Here is a 14,743-nt window from a genome sequence, read left to right as displayed (position 1 = left end):
CCCTTCTTGCCCTTTCTCCGTGTGCTCTTTTCTTCTCTTCGCATTGTTATCGGCTTCCTGATGTTTAGTCAAAACAGCGGAAAAGGAATATAGATAGGGTAAGGAGAGAAAACACGGAATTTCTTAGTGAAAGGGGAAGGATGGCATGATTGTACGTGAACGGAGCGACCATTTTATACTCATTCCCCAATTTGATCACGGATTGATCTCGGGTGAGTTTGCTGTTAATTGGGAGAAACCCTTGGTCAATGCCGCCTCCACCCTCTTTGCTATTGCTTATCACGATGTTGCGTGGGAAGAGTTGGATGATGAAGTTTGTTGGAATGAACAGACCGGAGCGCCTTATTCCTTTATTGATTATCCCTTAGGTCCCAAACTGCCGGCATATAAATGGGGAATTGACCGTGTGCAAGCAGAAGATGCTTATGCTGGGGCCATGTGTAGCCTGCATTTCGCTTCTTTTTTTCAATCGGCGACAGAGGACGAAGCCATTCGTTTTTACCAAGGGGAGAAGGAACGTCAACGACGTTTACGTGAGCAGTTGGGAGAAGAAGCTTGGCGGACACTGGAGCCAAACTTTCGTTTCTTGCAATTCTGTGATGATCTCTCGCTTTTTATCTGTTTGAATGAACCAGGTGAAAATACGTTTCCTTGGTATGAAAATGGTATCCACTATCATGATATCCAGTGGCAACCCCATTGGGAAGAAGAGCGGGTCTTGCGCTTGGAGCCTAATCCATTTCAGCGATCATTTAATGTCACCGTCCCCTACCAGAAAGTAAATCGCGACCAGCAATGGATGGAACGAGGTTCTTATACGATTAAGATGATCAGCGAGTAGCATGATTCACCTATGTGAGGAAGCTAGATCCCTCACTTAATTTAACAAAAATCCATCATGTTTAGTGACTGCTATACTTAAGAAGGCGGATGACCGGGAATGGAGTGTTCCCTAGTTATCCGCCTTTTACTTAGAAAAAAAACGAAATGGAGAACAAGTATTATGGTCATGGAATATCTATGATATGTAAATGAATCCGGTATCCCTCGGAAAGGAAGATGAGACGTGAAAAGGATCAGTTGGACTTGTAGTTTGCTTCTCCCTCTAATCCTGGTGTCCTGTAGCCTTGATAAGGAAGAGAAGGCAACACCGAATGAGACCTCACATCCACAGGAGGAGGTAGCAGAAAAGGAAGACAAAAAGACGGTAGTGGATGACCAAGAGAAAGCAAAAGAAGAGAAAGATCCTGTTGAAGAGAATGGGGACCTGGACCTACGAGGAATGGAGTATGACGTGACCGACAAAGTATACAGTAGCAGAGGCATTCGGGTTACCTATCCACAAATCATCCATCCTTCAGCTCCGCACTCGCTATTAGATACCACCGAAATGAAGTTAAAATTAGAAACTGTGAATAAATTAATCAGACTGGATGCTTTATCCGTTCTGAGCCGATTTGAAGGTGATGTTGTCGGAGAGGTGGACGTGGACTATAAGGTGACTTTTCAAAGAGGAAACCTGATTAGTATTCAGTATACTGGGATTGGCTATTCAGCGGGAGACGCTTACCCAACAAATTTATTCACTACAAGTACCATTGATTTGGTGAATGAAGAGAAAGTGCGATTAACTGATTTTATCAGAGTAGATGATGCATTTGTGAGTGCGCTTATGAATGGTCAGGTTCTTCGCTCTGATCATCGAGAGGTAGTAAGTCATTGGAGTAACGCAGACGTAAAAGTACTACTGCAAGATTCGGATCAAGCGAGGCAGGATGGGGATGGCGTCTATAGCTATCTAACGGAGGATCATCTAGGAGTAAGTTTTAGCGTGAACCATGCTCTTGGTGATCATACAGAAATTGAGGTTAGCTACGAGGACATTATGGTTCATATCAACAAAGAGCATGAAGTATGGCGAGCTCTTGTTAAATAAGATGGGCTGATGTGTAGAGGATAAGGAGCGTTAAACGCTCTTTTTTTTATTTTTTTCCTTCATCATAAAATCATCAAATAGCTTGAAATAACTTAGTAGATCGCTAATGCTTATCTCTCCCATAAAAATAGCACCGCTACGGGTGCCGTAATGTTACATCTCTTCTTTTTGCTCCAACTCCTCGTAAATACGCATTAAAAGGAGTGCCCGCAATTCCACGAGTTCTGGATTATCGTAGAAGAAGGCTATTTTTTGATTCGCTATCGTGTTGAAATTTCGGGGCTTTGGTTTGAAAACAAAGTGGGTGAACGACTCTGCAATGTCTTCTGTAACGTTCATGATGGAATAGGTTGAAACAAATTCTGATTGATGGTTATAGTAGAATTTCCAATAATGATCGCTATTGTTTTCAATATCTAATGACTTCCTCTCACTTTCAAGATTATTCCAAAATATAGAATAAAACTGATTTAAGTAGGAATTTTCTAAACTGCATCCATGATAGTTTAAGAAAAAGGTTTTGCACTTAGAGATTTCTTCTTCTACAATATCCATTCGATCGAGGCTGGCGTAGGCTAATGACGTCTTGTTCGGTGGTATTTGATTCTCACTCTGTATCTCGAGATGAGCTGCTTCATGTACAACATTTTCAACTAGAGCTCTTTTATCTTGTAGGAGCGTCTGTGATAAATTTAAATTCCATCCCTTAAAGTCATCGTCGAAATGGAGGTAACTTTTAGAAAATGCTGTAGCATTACTGTAGCGGAACAAAGCTAAACCCTCTAACTCTGCTCTTTGACTAGAAGGAATAACAGCTTTAACGATCCTCCAAGCTTTCTGCGCATCTTCATCTAATTTTTCCTGTTCTTTTTCATCAGCAGAAATATAGTAGCGGTTTACAATTCCATCAATTTCTATTTTATAATCCGCTAAATCAACAAAGCCTTCATTGGCATCCCAATTGAGTTGATCTGATGAACCAATGATTTCACCGAAGTCATCCCTAATTCTACTTGCATAATCGTCTCCAATGGCAACACAATCACTATATTGACAGTACAACCGTTCCTTCCTTCTTATTTCTAGATCCTTTTTTAGAGCCTCTGCCATTTTTAATATGAGGGCACCTCCAGCTGCCGGTGCATTCGCTTCGATTCTACCGAATTCATCGGTTTTCCGATTGCTTTCAGAAATAAATGTGCAAGAGTTGAATAGGAATGCGGACACACAAACAACCAGTAAAAAAATCTTCCTCATTTTTCTCGCTCCAATGCCATAGTTAATATATACAATACTGCATTGTAGCATGAAGGCACCTAGATGGTAACCTTATTCACACTTCCTCCACGCTCCCATTGAGAATTTATTTCCGATGGGATTTTTTGATTTGACCAAAATTAAGCGAGGAGGAAACACATATGTTTAATCTTCAAGATGTAGTGGCGACACAGAGGGATCAGCAAGATGACGAGATTGGTCATCTCATGTGGTTATTCCATCGGGAGTCAAGAAATCAAGCGGTAGGAGCTGGAACAGAAGTTGGAGTGTGGGGCTGGACGCAAGTGGCAGGTCACTACTGATTTTTGAGTACAGTATGGATAATTCACAGTCAATTGTGGTATTATATTATCAACAGAACGCAAAACGGTAGGTGCTGGTAACACCTACCGTCGCGAGAATAGACTACCCTAGCGGATGACTCCCCGCAAAGTGACTTTAACCAATGACCTTCACGAGTAATCTACCCTAAAGGTTCCCAGCCCGAGGTGGATTACTTTTTATTTGTAGTAACATCTTTGCCTACTTTGTAGGCAATCACTGCGATATTTACCACAAGTGTGACCGTTGCAACTATTGCAATCCATATTTAGATCATCGGCATCCCTCCCCTCTATGGGGAGGATTAGCCATCCACCACGGACTTGTCTATCCTTATTTAATCTTATTATATCATAATATTCAAAGATATTGTCCCTCCCATAGGATTAATAATAAGAGATGAGAGGGCGTATGCTAGTAGTAGACTCACGTTAGAAAGAGCCGTAGTGGAGTGGGACCCTTCACGGCTCTTTTCTTAGTGCTACGAGTCTTTAACTGTTTTCCCGGCTTAAACGCAGACACCTTGCTTGCCTTAAATTCCATCTCTTCCCCTGTTTGTGGGTTGCATCCCTTTCGTGCCGAACGCTCCCGCACTTCAAAGTTGCCAAAGACGATCAACTGAACTTTACCCTCTGAAGGAAGCGCTTTATTGTTGCAGATGTCTGAGATTAAAGCTTGGCGTACTCCTCATCAACTTACGATGACTCAAATTGACCGAGTCAAATCGGGTTCAACGCTCATTAACGTCCATGGTTGTGATGATCGCACTATGATTGCTGTATTCTGTATTTTCCTGCACAAAAAGCCTCCGTTATTCGGATGCATCATAAATGAATAAATATATTCACAACACAATATACAAAAGCACTCGTTATAAAGGCGATTGTAAATATGCTTAGCATTAATTTGAACTTTCCGGTTTCTTTTCTCGTCTCTATGAACTCCATGGTGTTTAAAATGGTTAGCATCCCGGTAACATAGGCTAACATAACGGTCATCCAGATATCATCATTCGTCTTTAACATCAATATAAAAGAGACGATAATTACAATAGGATTCGTGATCTTTAAAAATAATTCTACTGACTTCTTTTTCTTCGCTATTATTGACTTCTCCAACGATAAACCTCCTTTATATTCGTATGCAAGATATAATACCATAAATATGAATTATTTGTGCGATTGTCGTCTCACCATTATAGGCAACGGTGAAGGTGGAGGGGATTGGCTACGATAGCTCCATTAGTTTTGTAGCTCATTATATGAAGTGCTCTTTTTTGTTTGGGGCATTCTAGGATAGAATTGGGATCAGAAGGAGGAGAAGAATGTGCGGTTATGGTCACTTCATCCATCATTCCTTGATCGAAAAGGGCTGGTAGCCCTATGGAGGGAATCACTTTTAGCGCAAGCGGTATTATTAGACCGAACCAAGGGATATACACGCCATCCTCAACTGGAGAGATTTCGGCAACATTCATGTCCGGAAGAAGCCATTGCCACCTATTTATATGTGATTAAAGAAGAGGCAGACAAGCGTGGGTATCGGTTTGACGGGACAAAGATTGAGCATCCTGTGACCGAGAAAAAATTAGCAGTGACAACCGGACAACGAGACTTCGAGCGGAGCTGGTTACTTAAGAAGCTAAAAGAAAGAGATCCTACTCATTATGATAGGGTTAAGGAGAGAGTGGTTAAAGTGCATCCACTCTTTTATGTTATCGAGGGAGAAGTAGAAAATTGGGAGAAAGGAGATTCTAGGTGAAAAGCTTATGATTGGTAAGATAGATAAACAACAATGGTCGTCTGATTCATACATTTCCACACTTCCAAAGGAGTTGTTTCTATCCTTCTTGCTGAAAGAGGAGACCCACTTCAAGCTTGCTAATGGGTGGTGAATTTCAGTTCGGCGATAGCCGAAAGGCTCTTGTTTGAGAGCGCCCTCTATGATATATTCAGAATTAACTAGAAAAAAGGTTGTTATATAAATGAAATTAGATAGCAATAATCATTCAGTCTTCAGTCTCACTTATCACTTGGTTCTTGTCATTAAATACCGAAGAAAAGTAATCAATGATCCATTATCAGAGAGAGCTAGACAAATGTTCGTTCATATCGGTAGCAAGTATCCTATTACCTTACTAGGACCATGATCATGATCCTGTCCATGTGTTGTTTAAAGCCCACCCGAAAACAGAATTGTCAACGTTTATTAACGCTTTTAAGAGTGCGAGTTCTCGTGTGATCAAAAAAGAATTTCCCATGTAAGAAAGGAATGATGGAAAGCGTATTTTTGGTCAAGAAGTTTTTGTTTGTTAACAACGGGTGGAGCGCCGTTGGACGTGATCAAAAGTTATATTCAGAATCAAGGGAAAAAGTGAGGAGATAAGATGCACAAGGCGTTTAAGTTCCGTTTGTATCCAACCAAGGAACAAACGACGCTCATTAACAAATCCATTGGCTCTAGTCGTTTTGTATTCAATCACTTTCTTGCCAAATCCCATGAAAAACACAAAGAGTCTGGTAAAAGATTTACGTACACCGCTTCCGCGAAGCTCCTTACGGAATTGAAAAAACAGTTTGATTGGTTAAAAGAAGTGGATGCTCACGCCCTGCAATCTTCTCTTAGAAACCTCGATGATGCGTTTGGGCGATTTTTCAAGAAACAAAACGAGCGACCCCGCTTTAAAAGTAAACGGAACATGGTTCAATCCTACACAACCAAGATTGAAAAGAAGAATCAGCTTCCTCGTGTCAGTATCGTCGCCAATCGAATCAAGCTACCTAAGCTAGGATGGGTGAGGTTTGCCAAGTCCCGCGAGGTAAAAGGACGCATTCTTTCGGCTACCATCCGTCGCAGTCCATCAGGCAAGTACTTTGTATCCGTCCTGTGCGAAGTGAACCAAAGCCCTTATGCTCCTGTCAATCCGAATCAATCAGTTGGGGTGGATCTTGGTCTCAAGGATTTCGCTATCCTTACCGATGGGACGAAAGTCAAGCCTTCTGCGTATTTCCGCCACTATGAAAAGCAGTTGGCGAAGGCACAGCGCATCATGAGTCGTCGAATCAAAGGCAGTTCCAACTGGCACAAAGCGAGAATCAAAGTGGCTCGCATCCACGAACAGATCACGAACGCCCGCCATGATTTCTTACATAAGCTGTCTTCCAAGCTGATACGTGAAAACCAAACGATTTGCATCGAAGACCTACAGGTAAAAAACATGGTGAAGAACCGCAAGTTGGCGAAGTCCATCACCGATGCTTCGTGGTCGGAGTTTGTCGCCATGCTCGAGTATAAAGCCAAGTGGTATGGGAGAACGGTCATGAAGGTAGGGAAATCCTACCCCTCCAGTCAGCTATGCTCTTCCTGTGGCTACCGAAACAAGGAGGTGAAAAACCTCAATCTAAGGGAGTGGACATGTCCAGCGTGTCGCACCCATCATGACCGAGACATCAACGCCTCCCTGAACATCTTGAAAGAAGGATTAAGGATTCTTGCCGTTGGGACGACGGTGTAAGCTTGGAATCGATCCTGTCACTAGATGGGAGCTCCCAAGAATCCCCCACCTCTTAGCGTAGCGTAGGTGGGGGAGGTTCAATTGAAGGTAACAGGGATTAACCATATAACGATTCGTGTCTCTAATCTACAGCAATCACTCACCTTTTATGAGAGAGTACTTGGTATGGTGCGTGTTCATCTCGGAAAGAGCGACGCCTATTTGGAATGGGGAGGGGTATGGTGTGGATCATGTTGCTTTTTCCATAGCAGAAAGAGATTTTGATAACGCTGTCGAAGTACTGCGAGCCAATGAAATTGATATTGTTCGTGGGCCTGTGAAGCGTGGACAAGGGTGGGTTATTAGCTTCTTGGACCCCGATGGGACACAGCTGGAACTACATACGAGTAATTTGCAAGAGAGAATGGAAGTTTGGGGATGAGACCGCTGAACCAGCTTATATTGATTCGCCATGGCCAATCAGAACATCACATTACTGACATGACAGGTGGATGGACGGATAGCACTCTAACTGAGTGGGGTAGGCAGCAAGCGACGATTACCGGACTCCGGTTGCAAAATATGCTTGATGGTCGAGACTATCGTCTATACAGCAGTGATTTAAGAAGAGCACAAGAAACAGCGCAACAGATTGGTCAGTCAATCGCCAAACGCCCACAATTGCAGTGGGAGTTACGCGAGTTAAATAACGGGGTTGCGAAGGGGATGGTCCGAGAAGAGGCGCGAAAACTAGAGCGACCGTTCACAGAGCCAGCGATCGATTGGGTACCTTACGAAGAAGGGGAAAGTTGGCGCATGATGCATCAACGGATCAGAGGATGGATGGATCGAATAAAAAAAGAACAACGTGCAGAGGTCGCTGTAATCGTCTCCCACTCCAATGCGATGATTTGCCTCATAAACGGTTGGCTGAATATACAGGAAGATCACCACTTAGCCAATATTATGTATGACTTGGATCCGTGTAGTATTACCCATTTGAGGTTAGATCGACATGGATGTCGTACAATTGTAAAGTTGAATGACACGTCGCATTTGATTGCACTCTCACATGGATCATAAGAGAGGCTACTCTCGAGTAAATTGGATATTCCTGATAAAGAAACAAGAAGAAAAAATATTTCTTGGTTGTTGTGCCAGAAGACTGAAGAAGCTGCAACTTTTCATAGAGGTAATTAGTGATAATAAAATACAATCAATAGTTGGGAATAAACTAAAATCTGTTGGTGGAGGAGTGAATCTTATGGAAGAAACGTTGAAGATAGCTGAAAAAGTAGCAATCCAAGCAGCGCGTGAAGCGGGAGAACTAGCAAAAGAGCGATTTTCCAGTGGCTTTTCCGTCCAGGAAAAGGGGGCAGATGGGGACGTGGTTACGGAGGTAGACCTCCTCGCTGAAAAGATCATTCTAGAGCACCTGCGAAACCATTTTCCTGATCATCAAATCGAGAGCGAAGAGGCAGGCGTACTTGGAGATGAGAGCGAGTGGCTGTGGCATGTTGATCCACTTGATGGGACCAACAATTTCGCTCATGGAATTCCACTCTATGCGGTATGCCTCACCCTTTTTTATCGGGATAAGCCTATGCTAGGTGTGATTTATGACTCTCATCTGGAAAAGATGTACCTTGCTCATCGAGGGAAAGGAGCTTACTGCAACGGAGTACGGATGCAACTTACATCACCTTCGCCAAAGCCTCGCCTCAAACAAACAGTGGGCTGGATTCAAGGGCATCAGGTACAAAAAGATGCAAGAGCGATGCAGATAAAACAGAGGCTGGATGAAGATTTTAAACGGGTCCTTCGTTTGTGGGCACCAGCACTATTATGGGTGATGTTGGCTCGTGGGGATGTTGACCGTGTCTTGCTTTACAACTCGGGAGGAACCGATTTGTATGCAGGCGTATTGCTTGCACAAGAAGCGGGAGCAGCTGTTGTCGATTTCGAGGGCAAGTCGATAACGGAACGGGTAGAAGTACCTTATCTGATTGCTTGCCATCCAGAAGAGGAGTCAGACATGATGGCATGGCTGCAAAACATCGAGAGCTGTTATGTTACGGCGATGTCCTGATGATGAAGAATTAGTCCTTCTTCTTCCTAACCTTTTTGATCAATTCCCTTTTCCTGAAGATCCTCTACCTGCTTTCTGTGGACTTCCTCCATACTATCTATCTGTTCTTGATAATCTGCTAATTGTCGCTGATATTCGGATCTAATTGTTTCGATCTGCTCATACAGGGCCTGAATTTTAGCTGTATAGTTATCGTTAGCCTCTTGGAGTTTACTTTGGAAGCTACTACTTACTTTAAGGACTTCCCCTTTCTCGTTTAATCCATCGACAACAAGCGATAAAGCCGACAGCGATAGTAATAAAATCCGCTTCAAACATTAGAACCAATCTATTAATTTGTCATATACTAGTAATAGATAAATAAAATTCTCAGATTGTCGCTAGATGATCTGATTGGCTCTTCGTTTTAGGAGCTGATTTCTCTTATTTCAATGTAGTTTACCATCCTGGGGGATGTGACATCTGATTTTTGATAGGATGGTTTAAGAAACAACAATCCTTCTATCTTTCGAGTATACTCTTTTTTTATATTGTCTATCTCCGATAGAAAGGAGGAGGTTATCCTAAGAGAAGGTGTTTTTAACAGAACTTCCAACACAAACCTCAGAGCCGTTACCAATTACACTCTTCCTGTTAGCAATGAGCAGTTCAATACCGTTGTGTTGGTTCCTCCCGGTCAATCACGAAGTTTCTTTATTCCTGACAATGCAATAAATGTATCAACCACAATTGCGAGTAGACCTTTTACAGGCACATCCTTTCAGATTATTGACACTATCACACTTGCACGAACCCCTCTAGCAGCCAATTTTATAGGGGTGCAAAATGGTCAGAATATCGCTGTTCTTTCAAGTATAGTTAAGAGAGGTAGGTAATAATGTCCCTTCGGATTATCATCCCCCTTTTATCTCTCTAATGATCTGTCCCGTAATGAATCAAAATCCTCCCTCCTCGCCATACCTGCTGAGGAGGGAGGACTTTTCATTTCTAACACTATCGATAAGATCAATGATAAAACTCATGGATCTTGAGTCAAGAAATCTCCAGCCTAATAAACCATTACACTAAGCCAGAAGAGCATCAACTTCAGATTGTTGCGATGCATCCCGATAATCCCGAGCACACTCAACTACCCAACCATTCTAAAAATGCCCCCGCATCGAAGTGGAACTTTGCACATTCCTTGGCTGTATGGACTAACCATTTGCTTAAATTTTACAAACTTCAAATATCTGAATATCCTCTACTCCAGTAAACGGGATTTGATCATATCCACCATATTTATTTACTATCGTAAATCCATTCGCTTCAAGAATATAATTCATTTCTTGTGGATAATAGATTCGGTAGTATAGGTTGACTTGAGTAACTTCGTCACTTTTAGGGTCTCCTTTTTCATCACAGTATTGATAGTAGTGGGTTACCTGAAAGATCTGAGTGTCAAAAAAATACTTGCTGTCTTGCCATACAGCAACGTTCTCCCCCGTCTCTTCAATTTTGCACATACGCTTTCTAGGATCGACACTTAACTGAGTGGGATTAACAATATCAAAAATGAGACTTCCTTCTGAAGTAAGATGTCTTCGAATGGATTGAAGTGTGGCGTTTATGTCCGTATTAGTGATGAGGTGATTTAGAGTAATAAAAGGAATGATGATGGTATCAAAGGTTCGATTTAGTTTAAAATCACGGATATCTCGTTTATATATCCTGACTTTATTGTGTAGCATAGTATCGCTCTTCACTTTTTCTTTTAAGACGTTTACCATGGCCTCCGAATTATCAATCCCGTGTATTTTTTTCCCTTGTTGTGCAAGGGGTATTGTAACACGTCCAGTTCCACATCCGATTTCTAATACTTCTCTATCTTCTTTTGTCACTTCAATCCAAAAAGGTAGGTCATCGCTATAGTGACCCCAAACGCTATCATAGAACTTAGCTGTTTGGAAGTTTCCAAAAAAATTTTTGTTCGTCAAATCTATTCTCCTCAATATTAAATTTATGTATTATATAGTATTTATTATATTTGTTAGGAGTGAATACTTTTAGTGAATTGTGCTGGGTGTTTTTGCACAATCCCTAAATTAGTCATATAATAATGGTAATAAATAAAAAAGAAGGATTAAAATAGAGTTACAAACCGAAAGTTATGTGAAGACTCGATAAAAAAATAAGAAGGTAGGTAAGCGGATTAATCGGGAAACAAAAGGACCCAGGTGTCATAAGGAGGAAAAACGATATGCTTTTGAGGTATAAGGTAGATGATGAAATCGATTTACAACTATTAGAGGAAAGGCACGCTGAACCTCTCTTTCAGTTAATTGAACGAAATCGCGAGCATTTGCGCCCCTATATGTTGTGGGAAGAGAGCACGACCAAAGTGGAAGATACCCGAACGTTTATTAAAGGCACACTGAAAGAGTTTTCCCAAGGTGAATCGATCCAGTTGGTTGTCTGGGTAAAGGAAGAATTGGCAGGGGTAGTGGGGATTAACTCTATCAATCCGTTGGAGCGCATAGGTGAGATCGGGTATTGGTTAGGTAAGGCATATTGTGGTCAGGGAGTAATGACGCGTGCGGTGGAAGTGCTGATAGATGAGTGTGTGATAGAAAGAGGACTACATAAAGTGGTTATCTGCTGTGCGGCGAGTAATCAATCTAGCCAGGCAATAGCCGAACGCTTGGGCTTTCGCCTAGAGGGAAGATTGAAAGAAGAAATGCCCGTGCAGGGAATATTTGAGGACAAGCTTTATTATGGGATGTTGGCTACAGAGTGGAAAGAAAGAAAAAGAATCAGCAGTACGATGGAGTAGTAGATAAGATGGGGAGAGCTTAATAACTCCCCACTCTTTTCTTTTCAATATAGATGTTTCGTACTTAAATGCCTCTTAGGTTTGAATTCTACTGGGAAAAGGGGAAAATAAAAGTGATGTAAAGAGTAACGTTGATGTAGACAAAAGAGGAGGGAAAGCTTTCAATGCGCATTGCCATTACGGGTTCGACCGGGATGATTGGAAACGAGTTGGTCTCCTATTTTCGAAAGCAAGGACATCAAGTGACCAGAATCGTCCGTCCGCAGAGTAAGCAGGAATACGCGGAGCCAACGATAGTCTGGGACCCAGCTGCGGGGGAGATGGATCGGGCTGGTATGGAAGGCCAAGAGGTTGTTATTCACCTTGCAGGGGAGAGCATTGCCAATGGTCGCTGGACACGGGCGCAGAAATACCGTATCTTAAAAAGTCGCCAGCTAGGCACTTCTTTACTGGCTCAAACATTAACAGAACTTTCTCAACCCCCGGAGGTTCTTTTTTCTGCCTCAGGTAGTGCCTATGAGGACCAAACAGGAAGAGAGCCGCTAGATGAATCGAGCCCCCTGGGCAAGCGTTTCCTCGGCTTTGTGACCAAGGAGTGGGAACGAGAAACGGAGATCGCACAACAAGTAGGCATTCGCGTGGTCAACTTACGTTTTGGAGTGGTCCTAAGCCAAGCGGGTGGAGCCTTAGCAAAAATGCTTCCTGCCTTTCGTTTTGGACTCGGTGGGAAGATCGGCAACGGAAAACAACCACTTAGCTGGGTGGTGCTCGATGAGATTCCACGTGTGATCGAGCATTTGATGAAGCATTCGGAGGTGTCTGGTCCGGTTAACGTGGTAAGTCCTCATCCGGTAACAAATGAAGAGTTTACCCGTGTTTTAGGGAAGGTTATCCATCGACCAACACGAATCCCTCTTCCACGTACCGTTGTAAAAGCGATCTTTGGTGAAATGGGCGAAGAACTTCTCTTAAACGGAAGTCGTATTCAGCCAGCCAAGCTGTTGCAGTCTGGCTATTCCTTTCATTATCCAACAGTAAAAACAGCGTTGGAACAAGCTTTAGTTGATAAGCAGTAGGAGGTGAGAATGGTGACGGAACGATTCCATTTACCAGTGAAAGTGGGAGTAAGCAGCTGTCTACTAGGAGAAAAAGTGCGTTATGATGGTCGTCATAAGTATCACGCGTTGATTGTCGAAGAATTGGGTTCTCTTTTTACCTGGGTTCCTGTCTGTCCAGAGATGGGGATGGGCTTAGGCGCGCCACGGGAGCCGATGAATTTGGTGCGGACAAAGGACAAGGATATGGATATGGTGACGGTTCAGCATAAAGACTCCTTACGAAAACTTATGGAATCATTTTTAAAGCAGACACTGGGACAACTTGAAGAGCAGGGTATTAGTGGTTACATATTGAAAAAAGGTTCCCCTTCTTGTGGTCTTAGAGAAGTACCTATCTATAATGAGGAAGACGAACAGATTGATGAAGGGAGCGGGCTGTTTGCCGAGGCCTTGCAGAAGCGATTCCCTCTCCTTCCTATGGTAGAAGAGCGTGATCTGCAAACGGTAGAGGGGATGGAATCGTTTGTTGAACAGGTGTATGTATATGATGAATGGCGGAAATGGATGACGTCCAATCCCTCCTCTGCGAAGTGGGTCGACTTTCACACCCGTCATAAGATGTTGATGCTCTCACATAGTCGTCCTCACCTTAAGGAGCTGGGACAGTTGGTAGCACAAGGAGGGAGAGAGGATAGGAGAGAGCGAATGGGTCAGTATATCAAGCTGATAATGGCAGGTCTGTCCGAACCTGCTACAAAGAAAAAGCATACAGATGTCTTATTTCACTTGTTTGGTCATTTAAAGAAGGTGTTGCCAAGCGAAGACAAGCAACGGCTCCTGACTAAGTTCGAAGCTTATCGCACGGGAGAGACGGCGTTACTTGATCCATGGGAAGATCTTAGAGCACTTTTATTAAAATATGAAGTGGGATGGGCATTGAAACAAAGTTACCTACAGCCCGGTCCAGCAGCGGTATTATTGGAAGCTGATCATAGTGATTTTAATCGATAAGAAAATTTCACTCGGGGTATGTGGCACCAACCATGACAGCTTCTCTGAAAAGAACTTGCTGGTTTGCCATACAACTCTGTATAATGGAAGGAATCAAAAAGCAGGTGTTCCTGTATAAAGATATAAAAACTACCTTTACTCTGTAGTGAAGTTAGGAAAAGAGAGGGTCAAACATGCTACTACAACATACGATTGATGACCAAATCACACTAAAACTTCTAGAACAACGTCATGCAACATTGTTGTTTCAGCTCGTTGAACAAAACAGAGAACATCTGAAGAAGTATATGCCTTTTGTCCCTCATACGAAAGCGGTAAAAGATACGCAATCCTTTATCTCTCATGCACTTTCGCAATTTGCAAGCGGTTCAGAGGTGCATTTCGGTATCTGGATAGGCGAAAAGATTGCAGGGGTCGTGGGAGTGAATAGCTTTAATAAGATTGAAAATAAGGCGGAGATCGGATATTGGCTAGGGGAAGCGTACTGTGGTCAGGGTGTCATGACGAAAGCAGTGCGGACACTGATCGATGAGTTGGTTTATGAAAGAGGAATTCACCGCGTGACGATTAGCTGTGCGGAGAGCAACAGAGCGAGCGCTGGCATTCCGACGCGGTTGGGTTTTCAGCTAGAAGGCAAGATGCGAGAAGGATCACTCGTCGCAGGATCGTATGAGGATACGCTTAAATTTGGTCTGCTTGCCCGCGAGTGGAAAGAGCAGAGGGAGATGAAAGAATAAAGAGTGGA

At 42.8% G+C, this 14,743-nt stretch carries 14 protein-coding genes and 3 pseudogenes; 13 read left to right on the top strand and 4 right to left on the bottom strand.

Annotated elements, in window-relative coordinates:
• Window positions 1-145: 145 nt before the first annotated feature.
• Together AC6RGY_RS14740 and AC6RGY_RS14735 are read left to right on the top strand one after the other, a co-directional pair.
• Entirely contained in the window at window positions 146-841 is a 696-nt protein-coding gene (locus AC6RGY_RS14740) for a DUF3891 family protein (RefSeq protein ID WP_499864218.1), read from the top strand.
• Between the two features lie 225 nt (window positions 842-1,066).
• A complete protein-coding gene (locus AC6RGY_RS14735; protein ID WP_499864217.1) occupies window positions 1,067-1,936 on the top strand; it encodes a hypothetical protein in 870 nt (289 codons plus the stop codon).
• A gap of 153 nt (window positions 1,937-2,089) precedes the next feature.
• Here AC6RGY_RS14735 and AC6RGY_RS14730 read toward each other — a convergent pair whose 3' ends face one another.
• On the bottom strand, window positions 2,090-3,193 hold the full coding sequence (locus AC6RGY_RS14730) for a hypothetical protein (RefSeq protein WP_499864215.1): 1,104 nt from the start codon (window positions 3,191-3,193) through the stop codon (window positions 2,090-2,092).
• Between the two features lie 161 nt (window positions 3,194-3,354).
• Between AC6RGY_RS14730 and AC6RGY_RS14725 the strand changes: the two genes are divergently transcribed.
• Window positions 3,355-3,516 carry a hypothetical protein gene (locus AC6RGY_RS14725; protein WP_499864214.1) on the top strand — a complete coding sequence of 54 codons (162 nt, stop codon included), beginning with the start codon at window positions 3,355-3,357 and terminating at the stop codon, window positions 3,514-3,516.
• Between the two features lie 445 nt (window positions 3,517-3,961).
• Here the strand turns inward: AC6RGY_RS14725 and AC6RGY_RS14720 are convergent.
• Window positions 3,962-4,180, bottom strand: a pseudogene (locus AC6RGY_RS14720) (HU family DNA-binding protein); the annotation flags it as partial.
• 681 nt (window positions 4,181-4,861) lie between these two features.
• On the opposite strand from AC6RGY_RS14720, the gene AC6RGY_RS14715 reads away from it, so the two are divergent.
• The 6 genes and pseudogenes from AC6RGY_RS14715 (at window position 4,862) to AC6RGY_RS14690 (ending at window position 9,117) form a co-directional block, all read left to right on the top strand.
• The gene (locus tag AC6RGY_RS14715) at window positions 4,862-5,296 is read left to right on the top strand and encodes a pyrimidine dimer DNA glycosylase/endonuclease V (protein ID WP_499864212.1); all 435 of its coding nucleotides are present in this window, start codon (window positions 4,862-4,864) and stop codon (window positions 5,294-5,296) included.
• A gap of 223 nt (window positions 5,297-5,519) precedes the next feature.
• Window positions 5,520-5,912 (top strand): annotated as a pseudogene (tnpA, locus tag AC6RGY_RS14710) (IS200/IS605 family transposase).
• A gap of 9 nt (window positions 5,913-5,921) precedes the next feature.
• The gene (gene tnpB, locus AC6RGY_RS14705; protein ID WP_499864210.1) at window positions 5,922-7,049 is read left to right on the top strand and encodes an IS200/IS605 family element RNA-guided endonuclease TnpB; all 1,128 of its coding nucleotides are present in this window, start codon (window positions 5,922-5,924) and stop codon (window positions 7,047-7,049) included.
• 81 nt (window positions 7,050-7,130) lie between these two features.
• Window positions 7,131-7,470: pseudogene (locus AC6RGY_RS14700) on the top strand (VOC family protein).
• Window positions 7,467-8,111 (top strand): histidine phosphatase family protein, encoded by a 645-nt coding sequence (locus tag AC6RGY_RS14695; protein ID WP_499864209.1) that lies wholly within the window; start codon window positions 7,467-7,469, stop codon window positions 8,109-8,111. The pseudogene AC6RGY_RS14700 and the gene AC6RGY_RS14695 overlap by 4 nt, the downstream one beginning before the upstream one ends.
• Window positions 8,112-8,292: 181 nt before the next feature.
• The gene (locus AC6RGY_RS14690) at window positions 8,293-9,117 is read left to right on the top strand and encodes an inositol monophosphatase family protein (protein ID WP_499864207.1); all 825 of its coding nucleotides are present in this window, start codon (window positions 8,293-8,295) and stop codon (window positions 9,115-9,117) included.
• A gap of 26 nt (window positions 9,118-9,143) precedes the next feature.
• Here AC6RGY_RS14690 and AC6RGY_RS14685 read toward each other — a convergent pair whose 3' ends face one another.
• Together AC6RGY_RS14685 and AC6RGY_RS14680 are read right to left on the bottom strand one after the other, a co-directional pair.
• Window positions 9,144-9,431 (bottom strand): hypothetical protein, encoded by a 288-nt coding sequence (locus AC6RGY_RS14685; RefSeq protein ID WP_499864205.1) that lies wholly within the window; start codon window positions 9,429-9,431, stop codon window positions 9,144-9,146.
• A gap of 894 nt (window positions 9,432-10,325) precedes the next feature.
• Window positions 10,326-11,093 (bottom strand): class I SAM-dependent methyltransferase, encoded by a 768-nt coding sequence (locus tag AC6RGY_RS14680; protein ID WP_499864203.1) that lies wholly within the window; start codon window positions 11,091-11,093, stop codon window positions 10,326-10,328.
• Between the two features lie 263 nt (window positions 11,094-11,356).
• Between AC6RGY_RS14680 and AC6RGY_RS14675 the strand changes: the two genes are divergently transcribed.
• The 4 genes from AC6RGY_RS14675 to AC6RGY_RS14660 all read left to right on the top strand — a co-directional run bounded on the left by AC6RGY_RS14675 (window position 11,357) and on the right by AC6RGY_RS14660 (window position 14,735).
• A complete protein-coding gene (locus AC6RGY_RS14675) occupies window positions 11,357-11,929 on the top strand; it encodes a GNAT family N-acetyltransferase (protein ID WP_499864201.1) in 573 nt (190 codons plus the stop codon).
• A gap of 164 nt (window positions 11,930-12,093) precedes the next feature.
• On the top strand, window positions 12,094-13,005 hold the full coding sequence (locus AC6RGY_RS14670) for a TIGR01777 family oxidoreductase (RefSeq protein ID WP_499864199.1): 912 nt from the start codon (window positions 12,094-12,096) through the stop codon (window positions 13,003-13,005).
• A gap of 12 nt (window positions 13,006-13,017) precedes the next feature.
• Complete coding sequence (locus AC6RGY_RS14665; RefSeq protein ID WP_499864197.1) at window positions 13,018-13,998, top strand: YbgA family protein; 981 nt, start codon at window positions 13,018-13,020, stop codon at window positions 13,996-13,998.
• Between the two features lie 173 nt (window positions 13,999-14,171).
• Complete coding sequence (locus tag AC6RGY_RS14660) at window positions 14,172-14,735, top strand: GNAT family N-acetyltransferase (protein ID WP_499864195.1); 564 nt, start codon at window positions 14,172-14,174, stop codon at window positions 14,733-14,735.
• Window positions 14,736-14,743 lie beyond the last annotated feature (8 nt).

The organism is Mechercharimyces mesophilus (assembly GCF_059818345.1).
The sequence above is the reverse complement of the archived record's forward strand: the minus strand, read 5'-3'. Positions and strand labels throughout refer to the sequence as shown.

Excerpts from the sequence above, each read along its gene's own strand:
- AC6RGY_RS14740 (WP_499864218.1), top strand. The coding sequence starts at position 146 with ATGATTGTACGTGAACGGAGCGACCATTTTATACTCATTCCCCAATTT.
- AC6RGY_RS14730 (WP_499864215.1), bottom strand. The coding sequence starts at position 3,193 with ATGAGGAAGATTTTTTTACTGGTTGTTTGTGTGTCCGCATTCCTATTC.
- AC6RGY_RS14725 (WP_499864214.1), top strand. The coding sequence starts at position 3,355 with ATGTTTAATCTTCAAGATGTAGTGGCGACACAGAGGGATCAGCAAGAT.
- tnpB (WP_499864210.1), top strand. The coding sequence starts at position 5,922 with ATGCACAAGGCGTTTAAGTTCCGTTTGTATCCAACCAAGGAACAAACG.
- AC6RGY_RS14695 (WP_499864209.1), top strand. The coding sequence starts at position 7,467 with ATGAGACCGCTGAACCAGCTTATATTGATTCGCCATGGCCAATCAGAA.
- AC6RGY_RS14690 (WP_499864207.1), top strand. The coding sequence starts at position 8,293 with ATGGAAGAAACGTTGAAGATAGCTGAAAAAGTAGCAATCCAAGCAGCG.
- AC6RGY_RS14675 (WP_499864201.1), top strand. The coding sequence starts at position 11,357 with ATGCTTTTGAGGTATAAGGTAGATGATGAAATCGATTTACAACTATTA.
- AC6RGY_RS14670 (WP_499864199.1), top strand. The coding sequence starts at position 12,094 with ATGCGCATTGCCATTACGGGTTCGACCGGGATGATTGGAAACGAGTTG.
- AC6RGY_RS14660 (WP_499864195.1), top strand. The coding sequence starts at position 14,172 with ATGCTACTACAACATACGATTGATGACCAAATCACACTAAAACTTCTA.